Origin of the sequence: Usitatibacter rugosus, from assembly GCF_013003965.1 — a bacterium.
Classification (GTDB): domain Bacteria; phylum Pseudomonadota; class Gammaproteobacteria; order Burkholderiales; family Usitatibacteraceae; genus Usitatibacter; species Usitatibacter rugosus.
In genome coordinates this window covers 4,086,445-4,112,516 of the sequence record NZ_CP053069.1, presented here as the reverse complement: position 1 = coordinate 4,112,516, position 26,072 = coordinate 4,086,445, and the positions used below count along the sequence as shown (strand labels likewise).

Genomic DNA, 26,072 nt, shown 5'->3' with positions numbered 1-26,072 from the left:
CGTCGCGCGTCCACCCCTGAAAGGAACCGCATGAACACGGTTCTCACCACCGCCGCCAACGATCCCGCTCCTCCCCAGCTCGTTCTGCCCGGCAAGGCCCTCCCGGCCTCCGCGGCGTTCTCGTGGATCGCCGAGGGCTGGGCGCTTTTCCGCAAGGCGGCGCTGATGTGGGTGGTGCTGACCGTCCTGATCCTCATCGCCGGGATCGTCGTGAGCATGGTTCCGTTCCTCGGTACCGTGGTCTGGCAACTGATGACGGCGCTCATCGCCGGCGGCCTGGTGCTGGGCTGCTGGACGCTGGAGGAGGACGGCGAGCTGGAGCTCGATCACCTCTTCGCGGGGTTCAAGCGCAACTTCCGCGGGCTCGCCCTGGTGGGCGTGGCCTATCTCGTGGGCGTGGTGATCATCCTGGCGGTGTTCTCGATCTTCGTCGGGCTCACGGTGCTCCCGGCGCTGCTGATGGGCAATTCCGAGGCTGCCGTGGCCGCCTTCGCCACGATGAGCGGCGGCCTGCTGGTCGGCACGCTCGTGCTCACGGTGCTGAGCGTCGCGCTCGGCGCGGCGATGTGGTTCGCGCCGGCGCTGGTGATCATGCACAACGTGGCGCCCCTGGAAGCGCTGAAGGCGAGCTTCTTCGCGGTGCTGCGCAACTTCGTGCCGGCATTGATCTTCGCGATCGTGATGTTCCTGCTCGCGATCGTCGCCTCGATTCCCTTCGGCCTCGGAATGCTCGTCTGGGTGCCGGTCCTGATCACCGCTTCCTATCGCGCCTACCGGCAGATCTTCACGGCGTAGATGAATAAAGGGGTCAGACCACTTTATTCGGTGAGGCATGAATAAAGTGGTCTGACCCCTTTATTCAGATCAGGCGACCCAGGAGGGTGAGGGCGAGCGAGAGAATGAGGGTCGTGGTGATGGGGATGTAGACGAGCTTGCCGCGGAACTTCACGGTGAGGTCGCCGGGGAGGCGGCCCAGGCCGTAGCGGGAGAGGAACGGTCCTGCAAGCGAGAGCACCACGATCGCGACCACCACCACCAACAGCCACTTGATCATGCGCGCTTGCGCTCGAGCGTCACGCCCACGCGGCGCACGTTGCGGATGTGCCCCAGCTTCGCGACCGAAAGCCGGACCCACGGCGCGCGGAAATCGTTGGTGATCACGCCGCACACGTGCTCGGCGAGCGCCTCGAGGAGGTTGAACTTGCGGTCCTTGAGCTCGGAGATCACGCGCTCGACGACCTTGCCGTAGTGGACCGTGTCGCCGATCGCGTCGCTGGTGCCGGGCTTCGCATCGGGAATGCCGATCTCGATGTCCAGCTCCAGCGTCTGCGCGCGCTGGATCTCCCACTCGTAGATCCCCACCCAGGCATCGACCCGGAATTCCCGGATGAAAATCGTGTCCATGGGGGCATATTGTAAAGTAACGGGTTATGCAGGCCCTCCTCTTCGCCGCCGGCGCCTACCTCATCGGATCGATCCCGTTCGCGGTGATCGTGAGCCGCGCGATGGGGCTCGAGGACCCGCGTTCCTACGGCTCGGGCAACCCCGGCGCCACCAACGTCCTGCGCTCCGGGAACAAGATCGCGGCGGTGCTCACCCTGCTCGGCGACGGGGCCAAGGGTTGGTTCGCGGTCTGGCTCGCCGGGAGGCTCGAAGCTCCGGCCGACGTGGTCGCCGTGGCGGCGATCGCCGTCTTCCTCGGGCACGTTTTCCCGGTGTGGTTGCGCTTCAAGGGCGGCAAGGGCGTGGCCACCGCCGCGGGCGTCCTCCTCGCCATCGACTGGCGTGTAGGACTGGCGGTCCTGGCGGTCTGGCTCGCGGTCGTGGTCGCAAGCCGCTATTCTTCGCTGGGCGCGATCGTGGCTGCCGTCTTCGCGCCCGCCGCCGTGTACTACGTTTCCGGTTTCAGCTCTTTCTTCCTCGCGGTGATCGCCATGGGTGCGATTCTCCTATGGCGCCACGAGGCCAATATCCGCAAGCTGGTGAACGGCGAAGAACGCCGGATCGGCGATGCGAAAAAAGAAGGCGAAGGCGCAGAGCAACCCTCATGACGACATCCGACGACAACGACCTCGACTTCACCAACGTCCAGAGCGCCCCGGCTCCCCAGCCTTCCCCGCAGAAGCTCGAGAACGCGCGCCTCGAAGCCATCTCCGGCAACCAGGAGCTCCAGCAGTCGGGGTTCTACGTCGCCATGGGCCGGCGCTCCAGCGTTCGCATCCCGCCCAAGGACGGCAGCGAGAAGCACACGCTCCTGGTGATCGAGGACGACAAGACGCTCTGCAAGCTCCTGGACGAGATCCTCGGCGCGGCGGGCTACACCGTGCGCATCGCCTCCAACCGTGCGCAGATCAACACCGAGGTCAACCGCTCCCCGCTGCCCGACCTCATGCTCCTGGACGTGCAGCTCCCGGACGCGGACGGCCTGAAGATCCTCGCCAAGCTGCGCTCGCACCCGAAGTTCGCCGAGCTCCCCGTGGTCATGATGACGGGCCGCTCCGGCGCCGCCGACGTGATGCAGGGCCTCGCAGCCGGTGCGGATGGCTACGTCACCAAGCCGTTCAAGATGAGCGCGCTGGTGGGCGTTGTGAACGCGGCGCTCGGGAAGGTCTGAGGCGGCGGCCTTGGCCGCTCTCGAACGCAATACCTGGATCGTCGTTATCGTCGCCATGGCCCTCGTGGCGACGGGCTGGTGGGGCCTGTCGAGCCTCCCCGACGCGTCCTCGAGCTCCACGCATCTCAAGACGGTCGTGGCCCCGGCCCCACTCGAAGTCCCTGTATCGGCGATCCCTGCGGGGCGGAATGCGTCTTCCGATCCCGACGCCTGGAGCGCTATGGACTCCGTCTCGACGGCCGGCTCCCGTTTTCGAGACTCGAAGGACTTGCGCGCATTCTTCGATCGGGCAAAGGAGGTCGGCGGCTCGGCTTATCTCTACTACGCCACGAAAGCCCGCGGGCGATGCCTCAACGTCATCCTGCTTGGGAACATGAAGACCGAGCAGATGATGGCCTCGGGCCCCGAAGGGCAAGACACCGTGCGAATGGCCGCCTGGCGCGAATGGAGCGCTCCCTGTGCTCGTTTCGAGGGCTACGCCATCTCGCAGGAAGAAGGGAACCAGCTCTACCAGCGCCTGCGAGATGCCGACGAAGGCCCCGCGGCCCAGTTCTTCAAGGCGTCCGTTACGAGTGATCAGCACAAGGGACTCGTGCGGGGTGCCCTCGAATCGGGCAGTCCGGAACTCGCCGATCTCGTCGCGCCACGTATCGCCTATCTTGCCAAGGACCCTCCTCCGCGAGGCGCGACCGAAGCCGAAACGAAGGCCTACGCGAAATGGGTGCAAGCCGAGCAAACCAGCTGGAAGCTCGCGGTGTGCGAATTGGGCGCGTATTGCGGTCGGGGGTCCGAGACCTGGATTGCCGCCTGCATGGCAACCGGGGAGTGCGGCGAGGGCAACTATCGCAGGCCGTATCGCTACTTCTTCTACGCGACGGTGGCGGACCTGCAGGCGATTGCCGCGCGACGCGACGCGATTGTTGAGGCCGTGCGGGCTCGCGACTGGGCCGCCCTAGGCCTCGCGCCCTGAACGACGCGGCGGGAAGCGCCACCAGGTCCACGCCACCGCTGCGGCGAAGGCAACGTAAACCGAAGTAAACACCCACGGCGGCGCCGACCAGAACAGCCACGAGTGGATCCACCGGGCGACGAACCCCCGTTCGTCCGAGACGCCGCGCAGCGAATCCTCCCAGATCGTGAGCGGGCAGGCCTGTCCTACAAGGGACTCTGCGGCCACGAACGCGATCGCCGCCAAGTGCGAGGCGCGGAAGGCGAAATTCCTTGCCCAGGGCTTGCCGAGGGCCGCGCCCAGCCAGATGGCCGGCAGCCCGCCGACCACGAAGAGCACGAACAACGCGTGCACAACGAGGATGAAATCCGCGGCCGGGCTCATGTACGATTGTCACCGTTTGTCACTCACGAATCCTCCCATGCGCGCACCCATTGTTGCCGCGGTTTTCGCCGCGGCCCTGCCCTTCCTGACCCTTCCGGCGACGGCCCAGAAATCCAAGGCGATCGAGCCGACCTACACGAAGGCGTCCGAAATCCCCGTCGAGGCGTTCTTCAAGCGCCCCGAGCTGTCCAACATGTCGCTCTCTCCAGACGGCAAGACGCTCGCCGCGCTCACGTCCGTCGGAGGTCGCAACAACATCGTCGTGGTGGACCTCGAGAATCGCAAGCCGCGCGTCATCACCTCCTTCACGGAGTACGACGTGGGCGGCGTCGAGTGGATCAACGACAAGCGCCTCTTCTTCCGCGTCGTCGAGTCCCGCGACGTGCTGAACAACACGCGGTTCCGCGGCACCTTCGCGATCGACATCGATGGCGAGAACCTGCGCAATCTGACCGACACGACGCGGGCAACAGTGGGAGCCAAGACGATCGCGAGCATGGGCTTCGAGCGCCGTACCGACGACGGTACCGATGACCTCATCGTCGAAGTCGAGCAACGCTTCGAGGCAGCGGACATCTATCGCGTGGATACGCGCACGGGCCGGATGAAGGAGAACCTCACGCTCGAGGCGCCGGAAGACACGGATGGCTACGTGCTCGACTGGAATCGCATCCCGCGCGTGGCTTTCTCGAGCGATCGGCGCAAGGGAATCACGTCCATCTACTATCGAGATGACCTGAAGAGCCCGTGGACTCCGCTCCTGTCATACGGATTGGCCAACGACTCCGAGCGGATCGTCCCGATTGCCTTCAACGCGGACAACCAGACGCTCTTCGTGACGTCCAACGTGGGCCGCGACAAGGCCGCGCTCTACACATACGACCCGAAGACGAAGAAGCTCGGTGACCTGATCCTCGAGCATCCGATGATCGACATCAACGGTGCGGGACTGCGCTTCGACAACAAGACGCACAGGCTGCTCGGAGTCGGATTCGCAGCCGACAAGCCCACCGTGATCTGGGTGGACCAGGACCTGGCGCGCGTCCAGGCCCAGGTCGACAAGGCGTTGCCGAATACGATCAACCAGTTGATCCGGGCGTCAAACAATCCGGATCGCCTCCTCGTGTTTTCGTGGTCGAGCACGGATCCGGGTCGCTACTACCTCCTCTCCCTCAAGCCCACGGTGAAGATGGAGCCGCTGCTCCCCACGCGTCCCGAGATCAAGCCCGAGCTGATGTCGGAGACGAAGTTCATCACCTACAAGGCGCGAGACGGTCTCGAGATCCCGGCCTGGCTCACGGTGCCCAAGGAGAGCTCGGGCAAGAACCTGCCGCTCGTCGTGAACATCCACGGCGGACCGTGGCTGCGCATCTACGGCGGCTATCCGTGGGGCCGGGACGAAGCCCAGTTCCTCGCGAGCCGAGGTTACGCCGTGCTCGAGCCCGAGCCACGCGCCTCGACGGGCTTCGGCCGCAAGCATCTCAACTCCGGCTTCAAGCAGTGGGGTCAGTCGATGCAGGACGACATCACCGACGGCGCCCTCCACCTGGTGAAGGAGGGCATCGTCGACAGGAAGCGCATCTGCCTTTACGGCGCGAGCTATGGCGGCTATGCGACGCTGCAGGGCCTGGTGCGCGAGCCGGATCTCTTCCGGTGCGGCGTGTCGTTCGTGGCGGTCACCGACCTGGTTGAGTTCGTGACCTCGAACGAGTCGGACACCAACATGAACAAGCTCGATTTCGCACCCGTGATGTACTCGCAAGTGGGAGACCCGTCGAAGGACAAGGCCATGCTGGTGGCCAACTCTCCCGCGATGAACGCTGCGAAGATCAAAGTGCCCGTGCTGCTCGCGATGGGCCAGATCGACGTTCGCGTTCCGCTCGAGCACGGCCGGCGCATGCGCTCGGCGATGGAAGCCTCGGGCGTGAAGCATGAGTACGTCGTGTACTCGGGCGAAGGCCACGGCTGGAACAAGGACGAGAACAACTTCGATTGGTACAAGCGCGTCGAGAAGTTCCTCGCCCAGAACCTCAAGTAGCTACTTCAGCAGCGTCGCCTTCGTGAACTCCACGGTGGCGGCGAGCAGGAAGTCCGTGTTGTCCTTCTTCGCGAAGCCGTGCCCCTCGTCCTTGGCCATCAGGAACCAGACGGGGGTGCCGGCCTGCTTCATCTGCCCGGTGATCTGCTCGGCCTCGGTGTAGGGCACGCGCGGGTCGTTGTAGCCCTGCACGACGAAGAGCGGCTTCTTCATCTCGGCCGTGTGGTTGAGCGGCGAGATTTCCTCGAGGTGCTTGCGCATCTCGGGGTCGCGCTCGTCGCCGTACTCCACGCGGCGAAGGTCGCGGCGATAGCTCTCGGTGCGCTCGAGGAACGTCACGAAGTTCGAGATGCCGACGATGCTGATCGCACCGGCGATGCGGTCCGAGAGCAGGTAGGCCGAGGCGAGCGTCATGTAGCCGCCGTAGCTGCCGCCGCGGATCTGCACGCGATCGGCATCGAGGTCGGGCTGGTCCTTGATCCAGTCGAGCAGCGCTCCCAGGTCCTTCACCGAATCCACGCGCTTGCGGCCGTCGTCCAGCGTGAGGAACGTCTTGCCGAACCCGGACGATCCGCGCACGTTGGGATAGATCAGCGCCACGCCCAGCTCGTTCACGAGGTAGTTCGCGTTGCCGATGAACCCGGCGCGCGCCTGCGCTTCCGGTCCACCGTGCACGTTGATCACCACGGGGCGCTTGCCGGTGAACTTCGCCGGCGGCCGGTAGAGGAAGCCGGAGATCTGCAGGCCGTCGAAGCTCTTCCACTTGACGAGGATCGGCTCGGCGAACTGGCTGGTGTTCAAGGCCGGGTTGTTGCCGTTGGTCCAGCGCGCGAGCTTGTTCGCCTTCACGTCGTACGAGAACACGTCGCCCGCCGAGCGGGCCGAGGTGATGGTGAAGCCGACTTCGTCCGACTTGGGCCGCCATTCGAGGCCCGAGATCACGCCGTCGAAGAGCGGCGGGCGCGGCAGCTCCTTCCGCGTGGCGAGGTCGATGAAGCGCAGCACGTGCGAGCCGCTCTCGTTGGTGATGAAGGCGATGCGGTTCGCGTCGAAGGAGATGTCGAAGTCGTCGACGTCGTACTTGTCCTGCGTGAGCGGGAGCTCCTTGCCGCCGTTCAGCGGCAGGTAGACGAGGCGCTGGAACTCGCTGCCGCGGTCGTTCGTCGCGAAGAGCGCCTTGCCGTCCTTCGCGAAGCGCGGCTTGCTCCACGACACCGTCTCGCCCTTCGCGGCGCGGCTCACCTTGCGCTTCTTGCCCGTGGCCACGTCCATCACCCAGAGGTCGCTGTCCGCGGCCGAGCGGTACTCGACGAACGCGAGCTGCTTCGCATCTTCGGAGAAGGCGAAGTTGAACCAGCCGCCGCCGTCCAGCGTGGCGATGACCTTGTCGGTCTGCGGCTTCAGCGGATCGATGGTGTGGATCTTGGTCCACACCTTCTTGTCGGGGTTGTTCCGATCGACGGGCTGCGTCGAGTACGCGACGAGGTTGCCCTTGCGCGCGACCGTGAGGCCGCCGGCCCGCTCCGTCTCGGACGTGAATGCCGTCACCGCCTTCGTCGCGACGTCGTAGCGGTGGAGGCGAAACGTCTCGTTGCCCCCTTCCGCGCGCGGGAAGATGAAGTATTCGCCGGTCGTCGGTTGGTAGGCAGCACCGGGAACGCCGTCGCGGAAATCGGTGAGCGGCTCGAGCGGCGCGCCCGGCTCGGAGACCCGATGGACCTGCATCGTGTTCTTCAGCCGCTGCCCGAGGATCATCTCGCGGCGGATCGGGTGCCACGAGTAGAGGCGGCTCGGCTTGAAGTCGTTGTACGGAGCGACCTTGCGCATCGTCTCCATCGGGATGGGCGGCACGCCGTCCACGATGAGGTTGGGATTGGGCTTGAGGACGTCTTCCTGGGCAAACGCCGTCGCCGTGGTGGCGAGCGCGGCGGCCATGAGGGCGCGGCGGATCATCGGTGATAACTCCCGGTGGCGACGGCTCGCGTCTTGTCGGAGCACCATTCGCTCCACGAGCCGGGGTAGAGGCGGGAGCCGCCGAGGCCGGCGAGCTCCATCGCGAAGATGTTGTGGCATGCGGTCACGCCCGAGCCGCACATGTGCACGGTCTGCTCGGGCTTCGTGCTGCCGATGATGGCTTCGAACTCCTTGCGCAGCTGCTCCGGCGACTTCCACGTCCCGTCGGGCTCGAGGTTGGTCTGCCAGAAGCGGTTGATGGCGCCGGGAACGCGGCCCGCCACCGGGTCCACGGGCTCGGTCTGGCCGCTGAAGCGGTCGGGCGCGCGCGCGTCGATCAACGCGCCGTCGGGGCGCTTGCGGAAGTAATCGACGAAGGGTGTATCCACCGTGGCGCCGAGCAGCGGCCGCGGCACGAACTTGCCGGAGCGCGGGGGCGGCGGATCCTTCGGCATCGGGCGCAGCTCCTTCTTCCACTTGCGGAAGTCGCCGTCCAGCAGCACGACCTTCTCGTGGCCCAGCCAGCGCAGCAGCCACCACAGGCGCACCGCCCAGTTGCCACCCATGTCGTCGTAGGCCACGACGGTGCGCTCCGAGGTCACGCCGCAGCGCCCCATCTTCCTGGAGAAGGTGTCGATGTCCGGGAGCGGATGGCGGCCGTTGGTGCCCGTGTGGGCGCCGGCGAGATCCTTGTCCACGCTCACGAAGTGCGCGTCGGGGATATGCCCCTCCATGTACGACTTCACGCCGTAGTCCGGCTTCATGAGGTCGTGGCGAACGTCGATCACCACCCAGTTGGGGTTGTCCAGGTTCCGCGTCAGCTCTTGCGTGGAGACCAGCAGTCTTGTGCTCATTTCATCCCTCGAATCCCGCTTCCTCGATCTGTTCCTTCGTCTCGACCCGCATCGCGAGCAGCCCGCTCACGATGATCACGCCCATGCCGCTCCACTCCACGGCGGTGAGCCGGTCGTCCCAGAGCACTAGTGTAGCGAGGGAGGCGAAGACGATGGTCGAGTATGAGAAAGCCCCCACGACCAGTGTGTTGCCGGTGCGGTAAGCCCGCGTCATCGCAAGCTGGCCCAGGGTGCCGCAGGCGCCCAGCCCGGCCAGGATCCACAGGTTGCCCAGGGTCACGGCATGGAACGACGCCGTGGCGAGTTGCCACACGCCACAGATGACGGTGGCGACGGCGGCGAACCAGAAGACGATGCGCACGTCCGGCTCTCCCTGCCGGCCCAGGGAGCGAACGGCGAGGTAGGCCCACGCCGCGGTGACCCCGGAGAAGAGACCGACCATCGCGGCACCTTCCACGCCTGTCTCGAAGGTGGGACCGAGCAGCAGGCCGACGCCCACGAAGCCGAGGATGATCGCGAACACGAGCCACGGCGAGAAGCGCTCGCCCAGCACCACCACGGTGGCGATGGCGAGGAAGAGTGGGGAGGTGTAGTTCAGCGTCTGCGCCATGGCGATCGGAAGCTTCGCGAGGGCGTAGAAGAAACCGACCAGCGAGACCGCACCCACGACGCCGCGGATGATGTGCGTGCCGAGGTGCGCGCTCTTCACCGTGCCGCCGGTGCGCAGGATGATGATGACCACCACGGCGAGCGTGACGACGGAACGATAGAACGCGAGCTCGGCGGTTCCGAAGAACTCGGCACCCAGCTTCACGAATACGCCCATGGCGGCGAAGAAGAAGCCGGCGACGAGCATCCAGGAGGAAGTCATGCGGCGCTTATTATAGGCGGCATGCGTTCCTCCCTCGGCGCCACCCTCGCGGTCCTGCAGCTCGTCTTCGCGCTCACGTGGGTGATCTACGTGATCTACCTGCCCGCGCTCGCCACGCAGGCTGGAATCCCGAAGCAATACGTGCCGTGGATCCTGCTGATGGACCAGGCGATCTTCATCGTCTGCGACTGGGCGGCGGGCGTGTACGCGGACCGCCTGGCCGCGAAGGTGGGGCGGATCGGGCCCAGCCTCGCGAGGATCACGCTGCTCTCGTGCGCGGCCTTCATCGCGTTGCCTTTTCTCGTGCCGCCTGGAGCCTCCTCGCTGTTCATCCTCCTCACGGTCGTATGGAGCGCCACTTCCTCGGCGCTTCGCGCCCCGCCGCTTGTGTTGATGGGTCGCTATGCGACGACCTCGCAGCAGCCTTGGCTCGCCGGGCTCTATCTCTTCGGGTTGGGTGCGGCGGGTGCGGTGGCGCCGTACCTCGGCCTGCAGCTGAAGGGCGTCGATCCGCGCATCCCGTTCGCGCTGTCGTCGATCGTGGTGGCGGCGGTGACCTTCGTGCTGGCGCGTGTCGATCTCGATGAGCCGGATGCCGCGCCGAGCGAACCGGCGCGCAGTGCCGGCCGCATGCCCGGCGGCATCTTCGGATTCGCGGTGGCGATCGTGCTGACGGCCATCGGATTCCAGATCCACTTCGCCGTGAATTCGGCGCCCGCATTCGTGCGCAACGGCGGCGGCCCCTACATCGAGCACCTGATGCCGGTCTTCTGGATCGGGTTCAACCTCCTCATGCTGCCCGCGACGATGCTCGTGAAGCGATACGACGCCGTGGTGATCATGCTGTTCTCCGCGCTGGTCGGTACCGCGGCGCTGTACGTCGCGGGAACGGCCACGGGCATCGAGACGCTCGTCGCCGCGCAGTTCGTGGCCGGAGGCGCGTGGGGCACCGTGTTGATGGGTGCGTTTACTGCGGCGCTCGATTTGGGCCGCACCGGGCGCGAAGGAAAGGTGACGGGGATTCTCTTCTCGGTGCTGGCCATCGCGGCCTTCGCGCGCATTTACTTCGCCACGATGGTCGCACCGGCCCAACCGCAGCTCACGCCGTCCTTGTGGCTGGTCCCGGTGGTGGCGTGGAGCCTCGCGACGCTGGTGCTGGCGGGACTTGCCGCAGGTCCTGGGAGACGCGTCCGCCCTGCAGCACGATGACGCGGCCCGCGGAGGCGATGGTCTCCGGCCGGTGCGCGATGAGGATGCGCGTCAGCGCAAGCTCGCGAATCGCATCGTTCACGGCGCGCTCCTTCTGCACGTCGAGCGCGCTCGTCGCCTCGTCGAGGAACAGGATTCGCGGCTGCTTGTAGAGTGCACGTGCGAGCAGGATGCGTTGGCGCTGCCCTCCGGAGAGCGCCGCGCCCATGTCGCCGATCAGCGTGTTGTAGCCCATCGGCATCGCGGCGATGTCGTCATGCACGGCGGCCAGGCGCGCGCAGCGTTCCACCGCCTCCTGGCTCGGCGTCGGATCGAAGAAGCTCACGTTGTCGGCGATCGATCCCGCGAAGAGCTGGTCGTCCTGCATCACCGTGCCGACGAGCTTGCGGTAGTGGTCGATGCCGAGCTTCTCGATGTCGATGCCGCCGGCCAGGATCTTCCCGTCGGTGGGCGAGAGGAGCCCGAGCATGAGCTTGAGCAACGTCGTCTTCCCGCCGCCCGAAGGCCCGACGATCGCTACCGACTCCCCGGGCTCGATGCGGAAGGAGCAGTTGCGTACGACGAAAGGCTCGGAGTCGGAATAGCGGAACGAGAGATCGCGCACTTCAAGAGACGCATCGATCTCGTCCGGCGCATGCGCGGGGCCGGCCTCCTCCGGCGGCGTGAGCACGATGTCGGCGAGGCGCTCGGCCTGGAGGTTCAGCATCCGCAGCTCGATCATCTTGTCGATGAGCCCGCCCACGCGCGCCGAGAACTGCTCCTTGTACGCGACGAACGCGAACAGCATCCCGACCGAGAACGCGTTGTCGAGGACGAGCAGTGCGCCGATCCAGATCACGGTGACCCGCTCGGCGCCGAAGACGAGCCCGTTGGCGGAGCGAAAGCCGAGCGAGAGCTTCTGCGTCGCGAGGTCGCGGTTGGTCGCGTCCACCACGAGGTTCAGCCACCGCGAGCGCCGTTCCTCCTGGCGCCCGAAGAGCTTGATCGACTGCACGCCGCGCACCGTCTCCAGGAAATGGCTCTGCTGCTTCGCGGTGTGCACGATGTGTTCCTCGGTCGCACGCCGCAACGGGTCATAGAAGACCCACCGGAGGAGCCCGTAAGCCGTGACGCTCGCGACCGCCACCATCGTGAGGAGGCCACTGTAGGCCAGCATCATGCCGAGCGTGACCGCGGCCATGAGGCCGTCGATCATCGCTTCCACGAAGCTCGAGGTCAGCGTGCGCTGGATGTTGCCGACCGCTCCGAAGCGCGAGACCACGTCGCCCAGGTGGCGCTTCTCGAAGTAGCTCACCGGCAGCCGCAGCAGGTGCGAGAAGACGTTCGCGAGCCACTGCAGGTTCAGCATCGTGCCGAGATAGAGCACCACCCACGATCGCAGCGCCGAGACGGCGACCTGGACGCCGGCCAGCAGGAGGAAGCCGAGACCGAGCACCGTGAGCAGGTCGCGATCCGCGGAGACCACCGCGCCATCCACGACCCATTGCATGTAGAACGGCGCGATCATCGCGAAGCCCTGCAGCGCGAGGGCGAGCAGCAGCACCTGGAGGAGCGATCGTTTCAGGCCCACTACGGACCCGGTGAGATCCCGAAGTCGCAGCCTCCGGCGCTCGTCATGCGCCTTGAACTCCGAGGTGGGCGTGGCCTCGAGCGCGATGCCCGTGAAGTGCTTCGAGACTTCGGCCATCGTGAGGCGCCGCACGCCGAAGGCCGGGTCGTGGATGACGGCGTGCCTCGCATCCGCCGAGCGCAGCACCACGAAGTGGTTCAGGTCCCAGTGCAGGATGCACGGCGTGCGCAGGCTCGAGAGCTCGGCCAACTCCAGCCGCAGCGGCCGCGGCGTGAGGTGCAATGCCCCGGCGATCTGCATCAGGTACGAGAGCGTCGCGCCCTTGAGCGACACGGTGAAGCGCCGGCGAAGCCCAGCGAGGTCGATGCGGTGGCCGTGGAAGTTGGCGATCATGCCGAGGCTGGCCAGCCCGCACTCCGCGGCCTCCGTCTGCAGGAAGACGGGCAGCTTCTGGCGCAATCCGAGCTCGAGCCGGCCGAGCGCCTCCATCACAGGCGCCCCGAGAGGCTCAGCAGCGGATCGAAGATCCACTCGATGAGTCGCCGCCGGTCGAGCAGGATGTCCGCTTCGACGAGCATGCCCGCCTGCAGCGGCTCGGGCTTTCCGTAGGCGAGCATCGCCTGCGAGTCGAGTGTCGCGCGGATGCGATAGAGCGATTCGCGGTTGCCGTCGGCCGGCGTGTATCCGAGGTCACCGGGTGCCAATGCGCTTCGCGAGACGGCGGTGACGTGCGCATGGTGCGAGCCGAACTTCTGCGCGGGGAAGGCGGGATAGCGCAGGAGCACGGCCTGCCCGGTGCGCACGAAGCCGATGGAGCGCGAGGGCGCGAACAAATGCGCCTCGAGCTTCACGTCCGCGGGAAGCAATGTGAGCAGCGGCGTTCCCTGCGTAGCGGCCTGCCCCGCCTCCACCAGCATCGACGCGACAATGCCGGCGTGCGGCGCGGTGATCACCGATCGGTAGGCGGCGCTGCGCTCCGCTCGCTCCTGGCCCAGCGACGCCCGCTGTCCGTCGAGAGCCGCGAGTTGCGCGAGGTACCGTGCCTTCGCCGCCGCTGCTTCCGACTGCAAGGCCTCCGCCTCCCGATGGGCCGCGTCGCGGGCGCGCTCGAGCGCCGAGATGCGGATGCGCACGTCCAGCGATTCGTCGCGCTTGCGGTCGGTCATCGCACGCGCTGCGAAGCCACTGCGCTCCAGCTCCTCGGCCCTCTCGATCTCTTCGGCGGCGAGCCTCGAACGCGAGCGCATCGCGTCGATCTCGTCGTCCAGCTTCCGCGCCTCGGCATCGAGCTTCGCGTGGCGCGTCGCGAGGGACTCGAGATCGGCGAGATACGTCGTCCCGGCGAGGTCGCGCTGCCTCGACAACGCGCGTTGCCGCTCGCGCAGGCTCGTCGTCACCTGGGCACCGACGGTTCCGTGCTCATCCGTGGCGCGCGGATCCACGAGCGACAGCAGCGGCGCACCCTTCGCCACCGAGTCGCCCTCGGCCACGAAGCGCGACTCGATCACGCCGGACTGCGTCGCCACCACTCTCGCAACGCCGCTCGTGGGCGTGAGGAAGCCGGTGACGCGCGCCTTGTTGGTCGATTCGCCCCACACCAGGAAGGCAACGATGGCAAGCGAGACCGCCGAGGCCGCCGCGGTCATCACGACCGTCGGCACGGGGCGCATCAGGACGATCGTGCCCAGCCAGGAGGTCGCGCGGGAGTCGTGCGCCTCGGCGCGGAAGAGCGGGCTCGACATCTCAGGTGCGCTCAGGTGCAGCGAGAGCCAGTCGTACGTACAGGACAAACGCAACGATCGCGAGAGGGAGGCAGATCAAGTTCGCAGTCCACGGAATGAGGCTTGTCGATGCGTCGGCCGGTTTGAGTAACAGCACGTGGCCGAGAAGCGGCCAGGCAATGAGCAGGTTGTATGTCGCGTGGCACAGCGTCGTTGCCCAAATCGATCCTGTGCGGTGGAAGAGGCAGGCGTAGAGGATTCCGGAGAAGAAGGTCTGAATCAGGTTATGGGGATGGACCAACGAGAAAACGATTGATGACAGCAGCGCTGCTGCAACCCAACCCCACTGCCGCTCCCACAGGCGGTACAGCACGCCGCGATAGAGCACCTCTTCGATGAGTGGCCCGAGTGATATTGCATACGCGGCCCCCACCAATCCCCAGGCCGCAAAGTAGTGCTCGTCCATGGCCGTTGGTTCGGTCAGGAATCCAAAGGCCGTTACGTCGTTGGCTCGATGCGTTACATGCAGTCCCCACAGGGCGATGGCTCCCCACAGGCCGAAGGTGAGCACCACTTTGCCGCCGGCCAAAGCCAGGGCTTCGAAGCGCTGTGGAGTGGATACGGGGTGATGGAATCCCTCGAGCACCAGTGACCGAAGTGCCGGTATGCCAAGCACCAGTGCAAACTGAAATGGGATGGCGACGAGATGACCCAGGGTGCCGTAGTACGGACTCGGAAGCGCGATTGCGCTCGCGAGCCAAGTCGTTGCAAGCATCGCCCCGAACGCCAGGGCTAGCAGCAGGAACGCGATCTGGAACCCTGTCGGCGATGACTTCATGGAAGGGGCGCGTTGCCGCGCCCTCTCGAGGCTTAGTTGCCCGCAATCCGGTCGAACATGTACGACGTGAAGTCCACCAGCTCGTCGTAGTTGCTTCTCAGGCCGCGGATGATTCCGTCGATGTCTCCCGGCGAGCACAGATCGAGGCCGCCTGAGATCTTCTCGACGAGTTCGGGGTCTAGCCCCTTGGGGATGGGGGGTGTCGTTTCGCTCATGTCATGTCTCCTGGATGTCGAGGGTCAAACCGCCGGCGGATCGCTGAACGGCGCATCCGGGTTGTACGGCGTCATCGGGAACTGCGGAAACGGTTCGATGGGCCAGGGTGAGATGGGGCCGGGAAGCTCCGGCATCTGGATGTCAACGCGAACGCCGCCCGAAACCTCCGGTGCGTCCTTCTTCTCGATTTCCTTCATGGATGTTCCTCGCTGGAATGCGGTTGCTGGATGCGTCCCGGCAGCAACCTCTCCGGGTCAGGGTTGGTGGGCGCGCGGTAGGTGATCTCGTCGAGCGCCGCGGGTACCGGCAATCCACCGGCGATGCGGAGCACTTCCTCGTAGCTGAGCTCTTTCATCCCTGTCTCCCGGGGTTGTCGATGGATGCATCGTAGGAACGACAGCGCGCGCACGCTCGCGAGAATCGACATTCGGTGCCGGGGAATTCCGAGCGCGCGGCGGAAGGGGAAGAGAACAATGGCGAGGTGGACATGACCCCTCCTGAAGCGCCCCGCTATCGCATCGCCGTCCATCGCGTGCGTGGGGACTACGTCGCCGTCGCGATGACGCTGCCCGGCTGCGAATCGCGCGGCGCCACCGCCGTGGAAGCCATCGAGCGCGTGCGTGCCGCGATCCGCGCGCACCTCGCCACCGCACGCCTCCTGGACGGGGAACGCGCGGTCGTGGAGCTCGAAATCAGCGCCTGACATCGGCCTGATTCATGGGTGTACATTAGGTGAGACACCCCCACCGCGTTGCTGCAGGGCAGCAGAAAGGATTTCTGCCATGCCGAGGTATTCGACGGAGAGCATCCACACCGTGGCCCTGGTGGGTCATGGCGGAGCCGGGAAGACGACCCTCGCCGAGGCTCTGCTACTGAAGACGGGGGTCATCGCAGCCGCAGGCAGCGTCGAGCGCGGCACCACGGTCGCGGACCACGACCCCCTCGAGAAGCAGTACGGCCACTCCCTCAACTCGGCCGTCGTCAATTTCCCCTACAAGGGCATCCACATCCACCTGCTGGATACGCCGGGCATGCCGGATTTCGCCGGGCAGTCCATCGCGGCGCTCGCGGCGGTGGAATTGGCAGTGATCGTCATCAACGCGCAGAACGGCATCGAGCTGAACACCACGCGCATGATGCGTGCCGCCGCCAAGCGCAACCTCGACCGCATGATCCTCATCAACAAGATCGACGCGGACAACGTCGATTTGGAAGGATTACTCGCGCGCATCCAGGACGTGTTCGGCAAGGAATGCCTGCCGATCAACCTGCCCGCGCATGGCCGCAAGGACGTCGTCGATTGCTTCTTCAACCCCGACGGCGATTCGGACTTCTCTTCGGTGAAGGCGGCGCACTCCGCGTTGATCGACCAGGTGGTGGAGGTCGACGAAGACCTGATGGCCACCTACCTCGAGCAAGGCGAGGAATTGAAGCCCGAGCAATTGCACGGCCCGCTGGAGAAGGCGCTGCGCGAAGGCCATCTCATTCCCGTGTGCTTCATGTCCGTGAAGACGGGTGCGGGCGTCGAGCAGTTCCTCGACATCCTCGCGAAGATCGCGCCCAACGCCACCGAGGGCAATCCGCCGCCGTTCGTGAAGTCGGATACGACCGAGGGCGAGGAATTCCACGCCGAGGCCGATCCGAAGAAGCACGTCCTCGCGCACGTCTTCAAGGTCATCATGGATCCGTACGTCGGCAAGGTCGCCGTGTTCCGCGTGCACCAGGGCACGATCACCCGGGACAGCCAGCTCTACATCGGCGAGGGCAAGAAGGCATTCAAGACCGGCCACATCTTCCAGCTGCAGGGGAAGGAGTACGTCGAGGTGGATTCCCTCGTGCCCGGCGACATCGGCGCCGTGACGAAGATCGAGGAGATCGAGTTCAACGCCGTGCTGCACGACTCGCACGACGAGGACCACATCCGCCTGCGCTCGCTCGATTTCCCGACGCCGATGCACTCGATCGCCGTGGAGACGAAGAAGAAAGGCGACGAGCAGCGACTCTTCGAAGTGCTGCACAAGCTCGAGGTCGAGGACCCCTGCTTCTGGATCGAGCGCCATCCCACGACGCACGAGACGGTGATGCGCGGCCTGGGCGACCTGCACATGCGCACCAAGCTCGAGAAGATGGGCCAGCAGTACAAGATGGACGTGGCGACCAAGCCGCCGAAGATTCCCTATCGCGAGACGGTGACGAAGAGAGCCGAAGGCCACTGCCGCCACAAGAAGCAGACCGGTGGCGCGGGACAGTTCGGCGAGGTGTTCCTCAAGATCGAACCGCTGCCTCGGGGCTCCGGCTTCCAGTTCGCGAGCGAAGTGAAGGGCGGCGTGATTCCCACTGTGTTCATTCCCGCGGTGGAGAAGGGCGTGAAGCAGGCGCTCGACGGTGGCGTGGTCGCGGGCTATCCGGTGGAGGACATCAAGGTCATCGTGTACGACGGCAAGAGCCACGACGTGGACTCGAAGGAGATCGCATTCGTCACCGCGGGACGCAAGGCGGTGATCGACGCGATCCTCAAGGCGAGCCCGATCATGCTCGAGCCCATCGTCAACATCGAGATCACCGCGCCCGATCGCTTCGTGGGTGACCTCACCGCCGATCTTTCCTCGAAGCGCGGCCACATCACGGGCACGGACTCCACGGGCGGCGATTTGATGGCGGTCGCCGGCCAGGTGCCGCTCTCCGAGGTGACCGAGTACCAGTCGCGCATCCGCTCGATGACCGGTGGGCAGGGCTCGTACCAGATCGAGTTCAGCCACTACGCGCCGGTGCCGCCCCAAACGCAGCAGCAGTTGGCCTCGCAATTCAAGCTCGCGCGCGAGGAAGATTAGGCCGCGCTACTGGAGTTTTCCGAAGAGCGATTGCGTTTCGTGCACTTAGCCGCGAGTCCTCGAAACCGGTTCAAGAACGTTTTGGAACGTCGTGGGGCACCGTCACGAAATGTGGGGATTCTCGATTGACGCGAGGCTTGCGTCGTAGCAAATTCGGGCCAAATCCAGGGAGGACACGTGATCGAAATCCGTGATCCACAGTTGCGGTTGCTGATGCTGGCCCACCTCATCCGGGAGTTGCAGGGCGAGGCCGCGCGCTCGGCGCCGCCGCCCGATGGGCTCACCGAAGTGCAGGCCGCGGAGTTGCGGGGGCTCACTTCCGACGAACTGGTGCGCTTGGCCGAGATGCCCGACCCGAAGGTCGCGATCTCCATCGACGCGGGTTCCTTCGAGCACGGACTGCGACAGGTCGACTACCTCGGAAAGCGCTCGCGGCAGCTCGAGTTCTTCATCCGCCACGGCGCGACCTCGAACATGCTCACGAAGCTCTTCCGGATCTCTTCGGCGGACGTGACGCTGAAGCGCCGGCTCTTCACCGGCACGGCTTCGAGCCTGCGCCGGCCCTCGATGCCCTCACACGTCGTGCGCGAGCAGATCCAGGCGCGCTGGTTCGAGATCCGCAGGGACAAGCGCGAAGAGCCGGAGCGCGCCGAGGATTACGAGCAGCTGCACGCGTCGTTCTCGATGCTCACCTTCGCGACCCTCTACGCCGTCGTGCACGAATTCGACGAATAGAGGGCCGCGCCTGAAGAGTTGCTAGGGCTTGGTGTACGCGATCCAGATCCAGCCGTTCTGGTACTTCCTCTCGCCGGCCTTCATCGTCACGTTCTTGCCGTCGGGCGCGGTGTACGATCCGCCGCCGCCGCCGCCGTGGTTGGTCTTGGAGCAGATGCCGCCCGACTTGCTGTAGCCGCCTCCGCCTCCGCTATAGCCACCGCCACCGCCGCCGCCTCCGGCGAAGCGTCCCTGGCAGTTCCCCGGGAGAGAGTTGTCGGACCACCCGCCGCCGCCGCCACCGCCGCCGAATCCGCCCCAACCGCCGAAGCTGTTGGCGACGGCGTCGATTTCACCCCGGCTTTCCGCTTGCGACTTTTCCGCATACCCGCCCATTCCGCCTTCGCCTCCGGCGGAGATGCTCTTGCCGCCTTTGCCCGCGAGACGATCGGGCTCGCGGCCCTTGATGAGCGCGAAGTAGGCGCCTTGAAAGCCTTCGCCGACGATGCCACCGCCACCGCCGCCGCCGGTGCCGGGCGAGTTGCCGACCTTGTACTGGTCACCGCCTCCACCGCCGCCTCCTTTCGTGCCGGCGACCCCGCTCGTGCGGTCGCCGCCCACGCCGTTCAGCGCGCCACCACCGGCCCCGAACGCGCCGCCGCGAGGCGCGCCCTCGCAACCCGCGCCGCCGCCGCCGCCCGCGGCGATCATCACGTTCTGCAGCGAGGCCGGGCCCGCGCCGCGCCACACGAACGATCCGCCGCCGCCACCGGCGCCGTTGCTGTTGTTCCACCGCGGGAGAGGCGCCGGCTGTCCTGACTGCCCGACGAGCACGGTGAGCACATCGCCCGGCTTGACCGGGAATGCTTCCGCGGCGGCGAAAGCGCCGATGCCACCGCCGTGGCATCCGCCGTCGCCTCCGCGCGCGCCATGCGCGAGGATGGAAACGCTCGTCACGCCGGCTGGGACGATCCACTTCTGGAGGGCCGGCTTGTCGAACTCGAACTTGCAGACCATGTCGTTCCCGCCGGCGGAGCTGCAGGCTTGGCCCCACGCGGAAACGGATGCGCAGAGCGCGAGAACACTGAGGGAAATGCGCCGAAATCGAAGGGGAGCTTGCATGAGACTCCTCGGATGGGTTGAACTACAAAAGTTGCTGCAACAAGGGCGAGCGTGAGGGCCGCTCAAGGCCCGTACGCGATCCAGACGAAACCGTTGGCGTACTTCCTATCCCCCGCTTTCATGGTCACGCCTCTCTGGGCACCGGCCGCCGCGAACGATCCACCGCCGCCTCCGCCGTGGCCGGTCTTCGCGCAGGTACCGCCGGCTTTGGAATAGCCGCCCCCACCTCCGCTGTAGCCACCGCCTCCGCCGCCACCTCCGGCAAAACGTCCTTGGCAGTTCCCCGGCACTTTGTTGTCGTTCCACCCGCCGCCGCCGCCGCCGCCGCCGAATCCGCCGTACCCGCCGACACTGTTCGGCAAGGGACCCTTGTCCCGGCCCGGCGGGTGTTCCTGGAAGCCACCGTCTCCACCCGCGCCTCCGGAGGCGATGCTCTTGCCTCCTTTGCCCGCTTGAGGATCCGGCTCGCGGCCCGCGATGACCGCGAAGTAGGCACCCTGCCTGCCCTCGCCCACGATGCCACCGCCGCCGCCGCCGCCCGTGCCGGGCGAATTCCCGATCCTGAAGGTGTCGCCCCCTCCGCCGCCGCCTCCGCCCGTCCCGGCGATTCCACTTGTGCGGTCGCCGCCGACGCCGTTGAATGCGCCGCCGCTGGCATGGAACGCCGCTCCGCGAGGCTCGCCTTCGCAACCGGCGCCGCCACCCCCGCCCGCGGCGACCAACACGTTCTGCAGCGAAGCCGCGCCGTCGCCGCGCCAGACGAAGGATCCGCCGCCGCCCCCGGCCCCGTTACTGGTGTTCCATCGGGGGAGCGGAGCCGGCTGCCCTTGCTGTCCTACCAGGACCGAGAGAACCTCACCCGGCTTCACCGGAAAATCTTCGGCAACGACGATCGCGCCGATACCCCCGCCATGGCATCCCCCGTCGCCGCCCCGGGCGCCATGCGCGAGGATGGTGACCTTGGTGACGCCGGCGGGAACAGTCCACTTCTGGATGACCGGTTTATCGTAAGCAAACTCGCAGACCGTGTTCGTTCGCTCGGGTCGGCAGGTTTGTGCCCATGCGGGAATCGTCGCGCAGAGCGCGAGGACGGCAAGGGATGTGCGCGGAAAACGAAGGGGAGCTTTCATGAGACTCCTCGGATTGATTGAACTACGAGAGATGACGCAAGAGACTCTACGGAATGGACGGCATCATGGACTCAATATCGAAGCGGTTCCTTGTTGTCGGGGGCCGCTAGGATGCTATCGCGAGCTCGCGCTGGATGAACTCGTGGAAGTGGACCATGCCGTCTTCCATCGGCGACTGGTACGGCCCGTGCTCCTCGCGGCCGTCTTCCAGTAGCGCCTTGCGGCCTTCCGTCATCCGCACGCAGATCTCTTCGTCTTCCTTCGCGGTCTCGTGGTACGCGTGCTGCTGCGCTTCCACGAACTCGCGCTCGAAGAGCGCGATCTCCTCGGGGTAGTAGAACTCCACCACGTTGCGGTGCTTCTCCGGCCCCAGGGGATAGAGCGTGGAGATCACGAGGACGTGCGGGTACCACTCGACCATCACGTTCGGGTAGTACGTGAGCCAGATGGCGCCGTGCGGAGGCGGCACGCCTTCGCGGTATCGCAGCACCTGCTCGTGCCACATCTTGTAGACGTCGCTGCCCGGCGTGCCCAGGCGCTGGTTCACGCCCACGGTCTGCACGTTGTACCAGTCGGAGAATTGCCACTGCAGGTCTTCGCAGGTGACGAACTGGCCCAGGCCCGGATGGAAGGGGCCGACGTGGTAGTCCTCGAGGTAGACCTCGACGAAGGTCTTCCAGTTGAAGTCGTAGTCGACGACTTCCACCTTGTCCAACTTGTAGTCGGTGAAGTCGAGCTCCTTCGCCACGCCCAGGTTCGCGAGGTCCTTTGCGACATTGCGCGCGCCGTTGAAGAGCATGCCGTTCCACTTCTGGAGCTCCTGCCGCGGGAGGTTCAGGCAGGGCTGGTCCTGGAAGTGCGGGGCGCCGAGGAGGGTGCCCTTGGAGTCGTAGGCCCACCGGTGCAGCGGGCAAGTAATGGTGCCGCCCGGAAGCGAGCCCGCGCCCGTGAGCATCTTGGCCTGCCGGTGGCGGCAGACGTTGGACACGAGGTCGTGCTTGCCGTCGTTGTTGATGAGCGACCACGCGCCGTTCGACCGCCAGTCGAGCACGCGGAATTCACCGGGATTGGGCGCCATCTGCTCATGGCCGACGTAACCCGGGCCACGGGCGAAGAGACGCTTCGCTTCGAGTTGTGCGACTGCCGGGTCGAAATACCACGACAACGGCAGATGGGGATTCGCGCGGGTGAGAACCCGCTGGCTCGCCAAGTCCGACATTCCCAACCTCCTGGGCGTACGAAGATTAAGACCACCGGGCTAATCGAGTCGCCAGCTTTTAACTCTGCGGGCTCCGTCCCGACCAACGATACTGCGACCTGACATTTTGGGCCAACTCCTCTTTGCTTTCAAGACCTTCCTGTTGCAATAGAAAGGCAATGGCGGGGCCATTGGCGCACCGCTCCGTCAAGGTGCTTTTGCACTGTCTCCGGGGCAAGCGCGTCCCGTAAAATGGCGTTTTCCCGGCCCTCCGCAATGCCCACTACGCCCCCGCCCGCAGGAACCGACGGCCTCACGTTCGAAAAGGCCCTTGAAGAGCTGGACGCGCTCGTCCATCGCATGGAGGACGGCCGGCTTCCCCTCGAGGAATCGCTGGTGGCCTACCAACGCGGCGCCGAGCTGATCAAGTTCTGCGAGTCCCGCCTGACCGATGCCCAGGCGCGCATTGCCATCCTGGAGGGCGATTCGCTCCAGGACCTCAAGACCGACGCGAAGTGAACCCCACGGATTTCCAGGCCTGGTCGCGCGAGACCGCGACACGCATGGAGGCGGCCCTCGGCGACCTCCTTCCTTCCAAGTCCATCGCCCCCTCGCGCCTGCACGATGCGATGCGCTACTCCGTCCTGGACGGCGGCAAGCGCGTTCGTCCGATGCTCGTGTTCGCGGGTGGCCTGGTGTCGGATGCGGACCCGGCCCGCCTCGCCGTCGCGGCCGGCGCGGTCGAGATGATCCACGCGTACTCGCTCGTCCATGACGACATGCCGTGCATGGACGACGACGTGCTTCGGCGCGGCAAGCCCACCACGCACGTGGAGTTCGACGAGGCCACGGCGCTCCTCGCGGGCGATGCGCTGCAGAGTCTCGCTTTCCAGCTCCTCGCCGACAACAAGCTTTCCGACGACCCCGCGATCCAGCTGAAGATGATCCAGCTCTTCGCCACGGCGTGCGGCTCGCGCGGCATGGCGGGGGGCCAGGCGATCGATCTCGACGCCGTGGGCAAGTCCCTCACGCTGCCGGAGCTGGAGTACATGCACATCCTCAAGACCGGAGCGCTGATCCGCGCCTCGGTGCTGATGGGCGCGCACTGCGGGCGGCCGATGCAGGCCGCCGAGCTGGAGCACCTGGACCGCTACGGCAAGTGCGTGGGCCTCGCCTTCCAGGTGGTCGACGACGTCCTCGACGAGGAAAGCGATTCGACGACGCTCGGAAAGACCGCGGGCAAGGACCGCGAGGCCAACAAGCCGACCTACACGAGCCTGATGGGCCTCGCCCCCGCGAAGAAATTCGCCCTGGAGCTACTGGCCGATGCGCATGAGGCCCTGAAGGGCTTCGACGCACGCGCCGACCGCCTGCGCCAGCTCGCCGATTTCATCGTCCACCGCGACCGATGACCCACGCCGGATTTGGGGCAAAATGAGCGCGTCCATGGGCACTTACGAGCTTCTCGAGGGGATCGGCAGTCCGGCCGACCTCCGTCGCCTGGAACGCAAGCAGCTTCCCGCGCTCGCGGCGGAGCTGCGCCGCTTCATCGTCGAATCGGTCGCTTCGACCGGCGGCCATTTCTCCTCCAACCTGGGCACGGTCGAGCTCACGATCGCGCTGCACTACGTCTTCAATACCCCGGATGACCGGATCGTGTGGGACGTCGGCCACCAGACCTACGGCCACAAGATCCTCACCGGCCGGCGCGAGCAGATGTCGAGGCTGCGCCAGAAGGGCGGGCCCGCGGGCTTCCCCCGCCGCGAGGAGAGCCCGTACGACACCTTCGGCACCGCGCATTCGTCGACCTCGATTTCGGCCGCCATCGGCATGGCTGTTGCTGCGCGCGCTGCCGGTTCCGACCGCCGGGCGATCGCCGTGATCGGCGACGGCGCGCTGACCGCCGGCATGGCCTTCGAGGCGCTGAACAACGCCAAGCAGGCCAACGCGAATGTGATCGTGATCCTGAACGACAACGACATGTCGATCTCGGAGAACGTCGGCGCGCTGAACAACTACCTCGCCAAGCTGATGTCCGGGCGTTTCTACGCCGCCACCAAGAAGACCGCGGAGAAGGTCCTCTCCAACGCGCCGCCGCTGAACAAACTGGCCAAGCGCTTCGAGGAGCACGCCAAGGGCATGATCACGCCCTCCACGATGTTCGAGGAGTTCGGCTTCAACTACACCGGCCCCATCGACGGCCACAACGTCGAAGTGCTGATCGACACGCTGAACAACGTGCGCCGCCTGGACGGCCCGCAGTTCCTGCACGTCGTCACCAAGAAGGGCCAGGGCTACAAGTACGCCGAGGAAGACCCGATCACCTACCACGGCCCCGGCAAGTTCGACCCCGAGGTCGGCCTCGTGAAGGCCAAGCCCGCGCCGGACGCGAAGCCCAAGCCCACGTACACGCAGGTCTTCGGCGAGTGGCTCTGCGACATGGCTCGCGCCGATCCGCGCGTGATGGGCATCACGCCCGCCATGCGCGAGGGCTCCGGCATGGTGAAGTTCTCGCAGGATTTCCCCGACCGCTATTTCGACGTCGGCATCGCGGAGCAGCACGCGGTCACGTTCGCCGCCGGCCTCGCGGTGGACGGCGTGCGCCCGGTGATGGCCATCTACTCGACCTTCCTGCAGCGCGCCTACGACCAGCTGATCCACGACGTGGCGCTGCAGAACCTGCCCGTGCTCTTCGCGCTCGACCGCGGCGGGCTCGTCGGCGCGGACGGTCCGACGCACCACGGGGCGTTCGACCTCGCGTTCCTGCGCTGCATCCCGAACATGACGATCATGGCGCCCGCGGACGAGAACGAGTGCCGCCAGATGCTCTTCACCGGCATCCAGCTTCCCGGTCCCTCGGCGGTCCGCTATCCGCGCGGCACCGGCCCGGGCGTGGAAGTGCAGAAGGAAATGCAGGCGCTGCCCGTGGGCCGCGGCGAATTGCGGCGCGAGGGCAAGCGCGTCGCCATCCTCGCGTTCGGCTCGATGGTGAAGCCCGCGCTCGACGCCGGCGCCGAGCTGAATGCGTCGGTCGCGAACATGCGCTTCGTGAAGCCGCTGGACGAAGCGCTCATCGCGCGCCTCGCCGCCTCGCACGAGCTGCTGGTGACTGTGGAAGAGGGCGCGGTCAACGGTGGAGCGGGGTCCGCCGTTCAGGAGTCGTTGCAGTCGCAGGGAATCGTCATCCCGGTGCTCTCGCTGGGGCTGCCCGATGCGTTCGTCGAGCATGGCGATCCCCAGCAGTTGCTCGCCGATTGCGGTTTGGACCGCGACGGCATCCTGCGCTCGATCCGCGAGCGCCTAGCCCACACCTCGGGGCGCCGCCCCGGAATGGCAGCCTGACCATGAAAAAAATAATCCTTCTCCTGGCAACACTCGTGTTCGCCGCCTCGGCGCACGCGCAGAAGACCTGCTCGAAAGCGGACGAGTCCAACGCCCAGAAAGCGATCGACCGCATCTCCTCCTGGTCCACGCTCAACGCCACCTGGAAGACCTATCGTCACTGCGACACGGGTCCCGTCGGCGAGTCCTTCACGGAAGCAATCCTGCGCCTCGTGATCGACTGGAAGAACATGAACCAGCTTGCCGACGCGATGGGCAAGGACACGGACTACAACGCCTTCATCCTCACGCACTTGAAGAGCGACGAAGCGAAAGGCGACGCGCAGGATGTCTACTCGCGCGCCAAGGGCGCCTGCCCGAAGGGCCTGGACACGTTCTGCAAGGACGTCATCGTCGCCGTGAATCCGCCCAAGGCACCGCCGCCCGCCACGCCGGCCGCGCTGCCGCCGGTGGCCACGCCGCAGCCGGGCGTACCGTCGCCCTCCACTCCGTCGCCCGCAACGCCCGACAAGAAATAG

General features: G+C 66.2%; 28 protein-coding genes. 13 read left to right on the top strand and 15 right to left on the bottom strand.

Annotated elements, in window-relative coordinates; translation table 11 throughout:
* The first annotated feature begins 30 nt into the window (after nt 1–30).
* Nucleotides 31–795 (top strand): BPSS1780 family membrane protein, encoded by a 765-nt coding sequence (locus DSM104443_RS19535; protein WP_171095290.1) that lies wholly within the window; start codon nt 31–33, stop codon nt 793–795.
* 64 nt (nt 796–859) lie between these two features.
* On the opposite strand, the gene DSM104443_RS19530 is transcribed toward DSM104443_RS19535, so the two are convergent.
* Both DSM104443_RS19530 and DSM104443_RS19525 read right to left on the bottom strand, forming a co-directional pair.
* Nucleotides 860–1,054: a DUF2905 family protein gene (locus tag DSM104443_RS19530; protein ID WP_171095288.1), complete on the bottom strand. Its 195-nt coding sequence runs from the start codon at nt 1,052–1,054 to the stop codon at nt 860–862.
* Nucleotides 1,051–1,404 (bottom strand): dihydroneopterin aldolase, encoded by a 354-nt coding sequence (locus tag DSM104443_RS19525; protein ID WP_171095286.1) that lies wholly within the window; start codon nt 1,402–1,404, stop codon nt 1,051–1,053. The genes DSM104443_RS19530 and DSM104443_RS19525 overlap by 4 nt, the downstream gene beginning before the upstream one ends.
* 26 nt (nt 1,405–1,430) lie before the next feature.
* On the opposite strand from DSM104443_RS19525, the gene plsY reads away from it, so the two are divergent.
* From plsY to DSM104443_RS19510, 3 genes are read left to right on the top strand one after another with little or no spacing between them, the layout of a single operon-like run.
* Nucleotides 1,431–2,051: a glycerol-3-phosphate 1-O-acyltransferase PlsY gene (plsY, locus tag DSM104443_RS19520; protein WP_171095284.1), complete on the top strand. Its 621-nt coding sequence runs from the start codon at nt 1,431–1,433 to the stop codon at nt 2,049–2,051.
* Nucleotides 2,048–2,614 (top strand): response regulator transcription factor, encoded by a 567-nt coding sequence (locus tag DSM104443_RS19515; RefSeq protein ID WP_171095281.1) that lies wholly within the window; start codon nt 2,048–2,050, stop codon nt 2,612–2,614. The genes plsY and DSM104443_RS19515 overlap by 4 nt, the downstream gene beginning before the upstream one ends.
* A gap of 10 nt (nt 2,615–2,624) precedes the next feature.
* Nucleotides 2,625–3,584 carry a hypothetical protein gene (locus tag DSM104443_RS19510; RefSeq protein WP_171095279.1) on the top strand — a complete coding sequence of 320 codons (960 nt, stop codon included), beginning with the start codon at nt 2,625–2,627 and terminating at the stop codon, nt 3,582–3,584.
* Here DSM104443_RS19510 and DSM104443_RS19505 read toward each other — a convergent pair.
* Nucleotides 3,567–3,947 carry a DUF2784 domain-containing protein gene (locus DSM104443_RS19505; RefSeq protein ID WP_171095277.1) on the bottom strand — a complete coding sequence of 127 codons (381 nt, stop codon included), beginning with the start codon at nt 3,945–3,947 and terminating at the stop codon, nt 3,567–3,569. The two genes, DSM104443_RS19510 and DSM104443_RS19505, sit on opposite strands and share 18 nt — an antisense overlap.
* Before the next feature lie 37 nt (nt 3,948–3,984).
* Here DSM104443_RS19505 and DSM104443_RS19500 point away from each other — a divergent pair, with 37 nt between their 5' ends.
* Nucleotides 3,985–5,985, top strand: coding sequence for a S9 family peptidase (locus DSM104443_RS19500; RefSeq protein ID WP_171095275.1), 2,001 nt, complete (start codon nt 3,985–3,987; stop codon nt 5,983–5,985).
* Here the strand turns inward: DSM104443_RS19500 and DSM104443_RS19495 are convergent, their stop codons facing one another.
* Genes DSM104443_RS19495 through DSM104443_RS19485 form a run of 3 tightly spaced genes read right to left on the bottom strand, consistent with a single transcriptional unit; the run spans nt 5,986 to nt 9,663 of the window.
* Nucleotides 5,986–7,938 carry an alpha/beta hydrolase family protein gene (locus DSM104443_RS19495; protein ID WP_212756798.1) on the bottom strand — a complete coding sequence of 651 codons (1,953 nt, stop codon included), beginning with the start codon at nt 7,936–7,938 and terminating at the stop codon, nt 5,986–5,988.
* A complete protein-coding gene (locus tag DSM104443_RS19490) occupies nt 7,935–8,792 on the bottom strand; it encodes a sulfurtransferase (protein ID WP_171095273.1) in 858 nt (285 codons plus the stop codon). Before DSM104443_RS19490 ends, DSM104443_RS19495 begins: the two co-directional genes overlap by 4 nt.
* A gap of 1 nt (nt 8,793) precedes the next feature.
* Nucleotides 8,794–9,663 carry a DMT family transporter gene (locus tag DSM104443_RS19485; RefSeq protein WP_246232369.1) on the bottom strand — a complete coding sequence of 290 codons (870 nt, stop codon included), beginning with the start codon at nt 9,661–9,663 and terminating at the stop codon, nt 8,794–8,796.
* Between the two features lie 21 nt (nt 9,664–9,684).
* Between DSM104443_RS19485 and DSM104443_RS19480 the strand changes: the two genes are divergently transcribed.
* Nucleotides 9,685–10,872 (top strand): MFS transporter, encoded by a 1,188-nt coding sequence (locus DSM104443_RS19480; RefSeq protein WP_171095271.1) that lies wholly within the window; start codon nt 9,685–9,687, stop codon nt 10,870–10,872.
* Here DSM104443_RS19480 and DSM104443_RS19475 read toward each other — a convergent pair.
* Genes DSM104443_RS19475 through DSM104443_RS19450 form a run of 6 tightly spaced genes read right to left on the bottom strand, consistent with a single transcriptional unit; the run spans nt 10,763 to nt 15,572 of the window.
* The gene (locus tag DSM104443_RS19475) at nt 10,763–12,931 is read right to left on the bottom strand and encodes a peptidase domain-containing ABC transporter (protein WP_171095268.1); all 2,169 of its coding nucleotides are present in this window, start codon (nt 12,929–12,931) and stop codon (nt 10,763–10,765) included. The two genes, DSM104443_RS19480 and DSM104443_RS19475, sit on opposite strands and share 110 nt — an antisense overlap.
* The gene (locus DSM104443_RS19470; RefSeq protein ID WP_171095266.1) at nt 12,931–14,184 is read right to left on the bottom strand and encodes a beta-barrel domain-containing protein; all 1,254 of its coding nucleotides are present in this window, start codon (nt 14,182–14,184) and stop codon (nt 12,931–12,933) included. Before DSM104443_RS19470 ends, DSM104443_RS19475 begins: the two co-directional genes overlap by 1 nt.
* A gap of 1 nt (nt 14,185) precedes the next feature.
* Nucleotides 14,186–15,001 (bottom strand): CPBP family intramembrane glutamic endopeptidase, encoded by an 816-nt coding sequence (locus DSM104443_RS19465; RefSeq protein WP_171095264.1) that lies wholly within the window; start codon nt 14,999–15,001, stop codon nt 14,186–14,188.
* A gap of 32 nt (nt 15,002–15,033) precedes the next feature.
* The gene (locus DSM104443_RS19460; protein ID WP_171095262.1) at nt 15,034–15,216 is read right to left on the bottom strand and encodes a hypothetical protein; all 183 of its coding nucleotides are present in this window, start codon (nt 15,214–15,216) and stop codon (nt 15,034–15,036) included.
* Between the two features lie 24 nt (nt 15,217–15,240).
* On the bottom strand, nt 15,241–15,414 hold the full coding sequence (locus tag DSM104443_RS19455; protein ID WP_171095260.1) for a hypothetical protein: 174 nt from the start codon (nt 15,412–15,414) through the stop codon (nt 15,241–15,243).
* Entirely contained in the window at nt 15,411–15,572 is a 162-nt protein-coding gene (locus tag DSM104443_RS19450) for a hypothetical protein (RefSeq protein ID WP_171095257.1), read from the bottom strand. Before DSM104443_RS19450 ends, DSM104443_RS19455 begins: the two co-directional genes overlap by 4 nt.
* Nucleotides 15,573–15,704: 132 nt before the next feature.
* On the opposite strand from DSM104443_RS19450, the gene DSM104443_RS19445 reads away from it, so the two are divergent.
* The 3 genes from DSM104443_RS19445 (at nt 15,705) to DSM104443_RS19435 (ending at nt 18,783) form a co-directional block, all read left to right on the top strand.
* Nucleotides 15,705–15,920, top strand: a complete 216-nt coding sequence (locus DSM104443_RS19445) for a type II toxin-antitoxin system HicB family antitoxin (RefSeq protein WP_171095255.1) — start codon at nt 15,705–15,707, stop codon at nt 15,918–15,920.
* A gap of 79 nt (nt 15,921–15,999) precedes the next feature.
* Nucleotides 16,000–18,048, top strand: a complete 2,049-nt coding sequence (fusA, locus tag DSM104443_RS19440) for an elongation factor G (protein WP_171095252.1) — start codon at nt 16,000–16,002, stop codon at nt 18,046–18,048.
* A 177-nt stretch (nt 18,049–18,225) separates the two neighbouring features.
* Entirely contained in the window at nt 18,226–18,783 is a 558-nt protein-coding gene (locus DSM104443_RS19435; protein ID WP_171095250.1) for an STY4526/YPO1902 family pathogenicity island replication protein, read from the top strand.
* 21 nt (nt 18,784–18,804) lie between these two features.
* Here DSM104443_RS19435 and DSM104443_RS19430 read toward each other — a convergent pair whose 3' ends face one another.
* The 3 genes from DSM104443_RS19430 to DSM104443_RS19420 all read right to left on the bottom strand — a co-directional run bounded on the left by DSM104443_RS19430 (nt 18,805) and on the right by DSM104443_RS19420 (nt 22,233).
* Nucleotides 18,805–19,779 carry a hypothetical protein gene (locus tag DSM104443_RS19430; protein WP_171095248.1) on the bottom strand — a complete coding sequence of 325 codons (975 nt, stop codon included), beginning with the start codon at nt 19,777–19,779 and terminating at the stop codon, nt 18,805–18,807.
* Nucleotides 19,780–19,946: 167 nt separating this feature from the next.
* The gene (locus DSM104443_RS22085) at nt 19,947–21,014 is read right to left on the bottom strand and encodes a hypothetical protein (RefSeq protein WP_171095246.1); all 1,068 of its coding nucleotides are present in this window, start codon (nt 21,012–21,014) and stop codon (nt 19,947–19,949) included.
* A 106-nt stretch (nt 21,015–21,120) separates the two neighbouring features.
* Nucleotides 21,121–22,233: an aromatic ring-hydroxylating oxygenase subunit alpha gene (locus DSM104443_RS19420; protein ID WP_171095244.1), complete on the bottom strand. Its 1,113-nt coding sequence runs from the start codon at nt 22,231–22,233 to the stop codon at nt 21,121–21,123.
* Between the two features lie 255 nt (nt 22,234–22,488).
* Here DSM104443_RS19420 and xseB point away from each other — a divergent pair, with 255 nt between their 5' ends.
* The 4 genes from xseB to DSM104443_RS19400 are packed head-to-tail and all read left to right on the top strand — an operon-like array spanning nt 22,489 to nt 26,072.
* Nucleotides 22,489–22,731, top strand: coding sequence for an exodeoxyribonuclease VII small subunit (gene xseB / locus DSM104443_RS19415; protein WP_171095242.1), 243 nt, complete (start codon nt 22,489–22,491; stop codon nt 22,729–22,731).
* Between the two features lie 44 nt (nt 22,732–22,775).
* A complete protein-coding gene (locus DSM104443_RS19410) occupies nt 22,776–23,624 on the top strand; it encodes a polyprenyl synthetase family protein (protein ID WP_171096644.1) in 849 nt (282 codons plus the stop codon).
* A 34-nt stretch (nt 23,625–23,658) separates the two neighbouring features.
* Nucleotides 23,659–25,554: a 1-deoxy-D-xylulose-5-phosphate synthase gene (dxs, locus tag DSM104443_RS19405; protein ID WP_171095240.1), complete on the top strand. Its 1,896-nt coding sequence runs from the start codon at nt 23,659–23,661 to the stop codon at nt 25,552–25,554.
* A 2-nt stretch (nt 25,555–25,556) separates the two neighbouring features.
* Nucleotides 25,557–26,072, top strand: a complete 516-nt coding sequence (locus DSM104443_RS19400) for a hypothetical protein (RefSeq protein ID WP_171095238.1) — start codon at nt 25,557–25,559, stop codon at nt 26,070–26,072.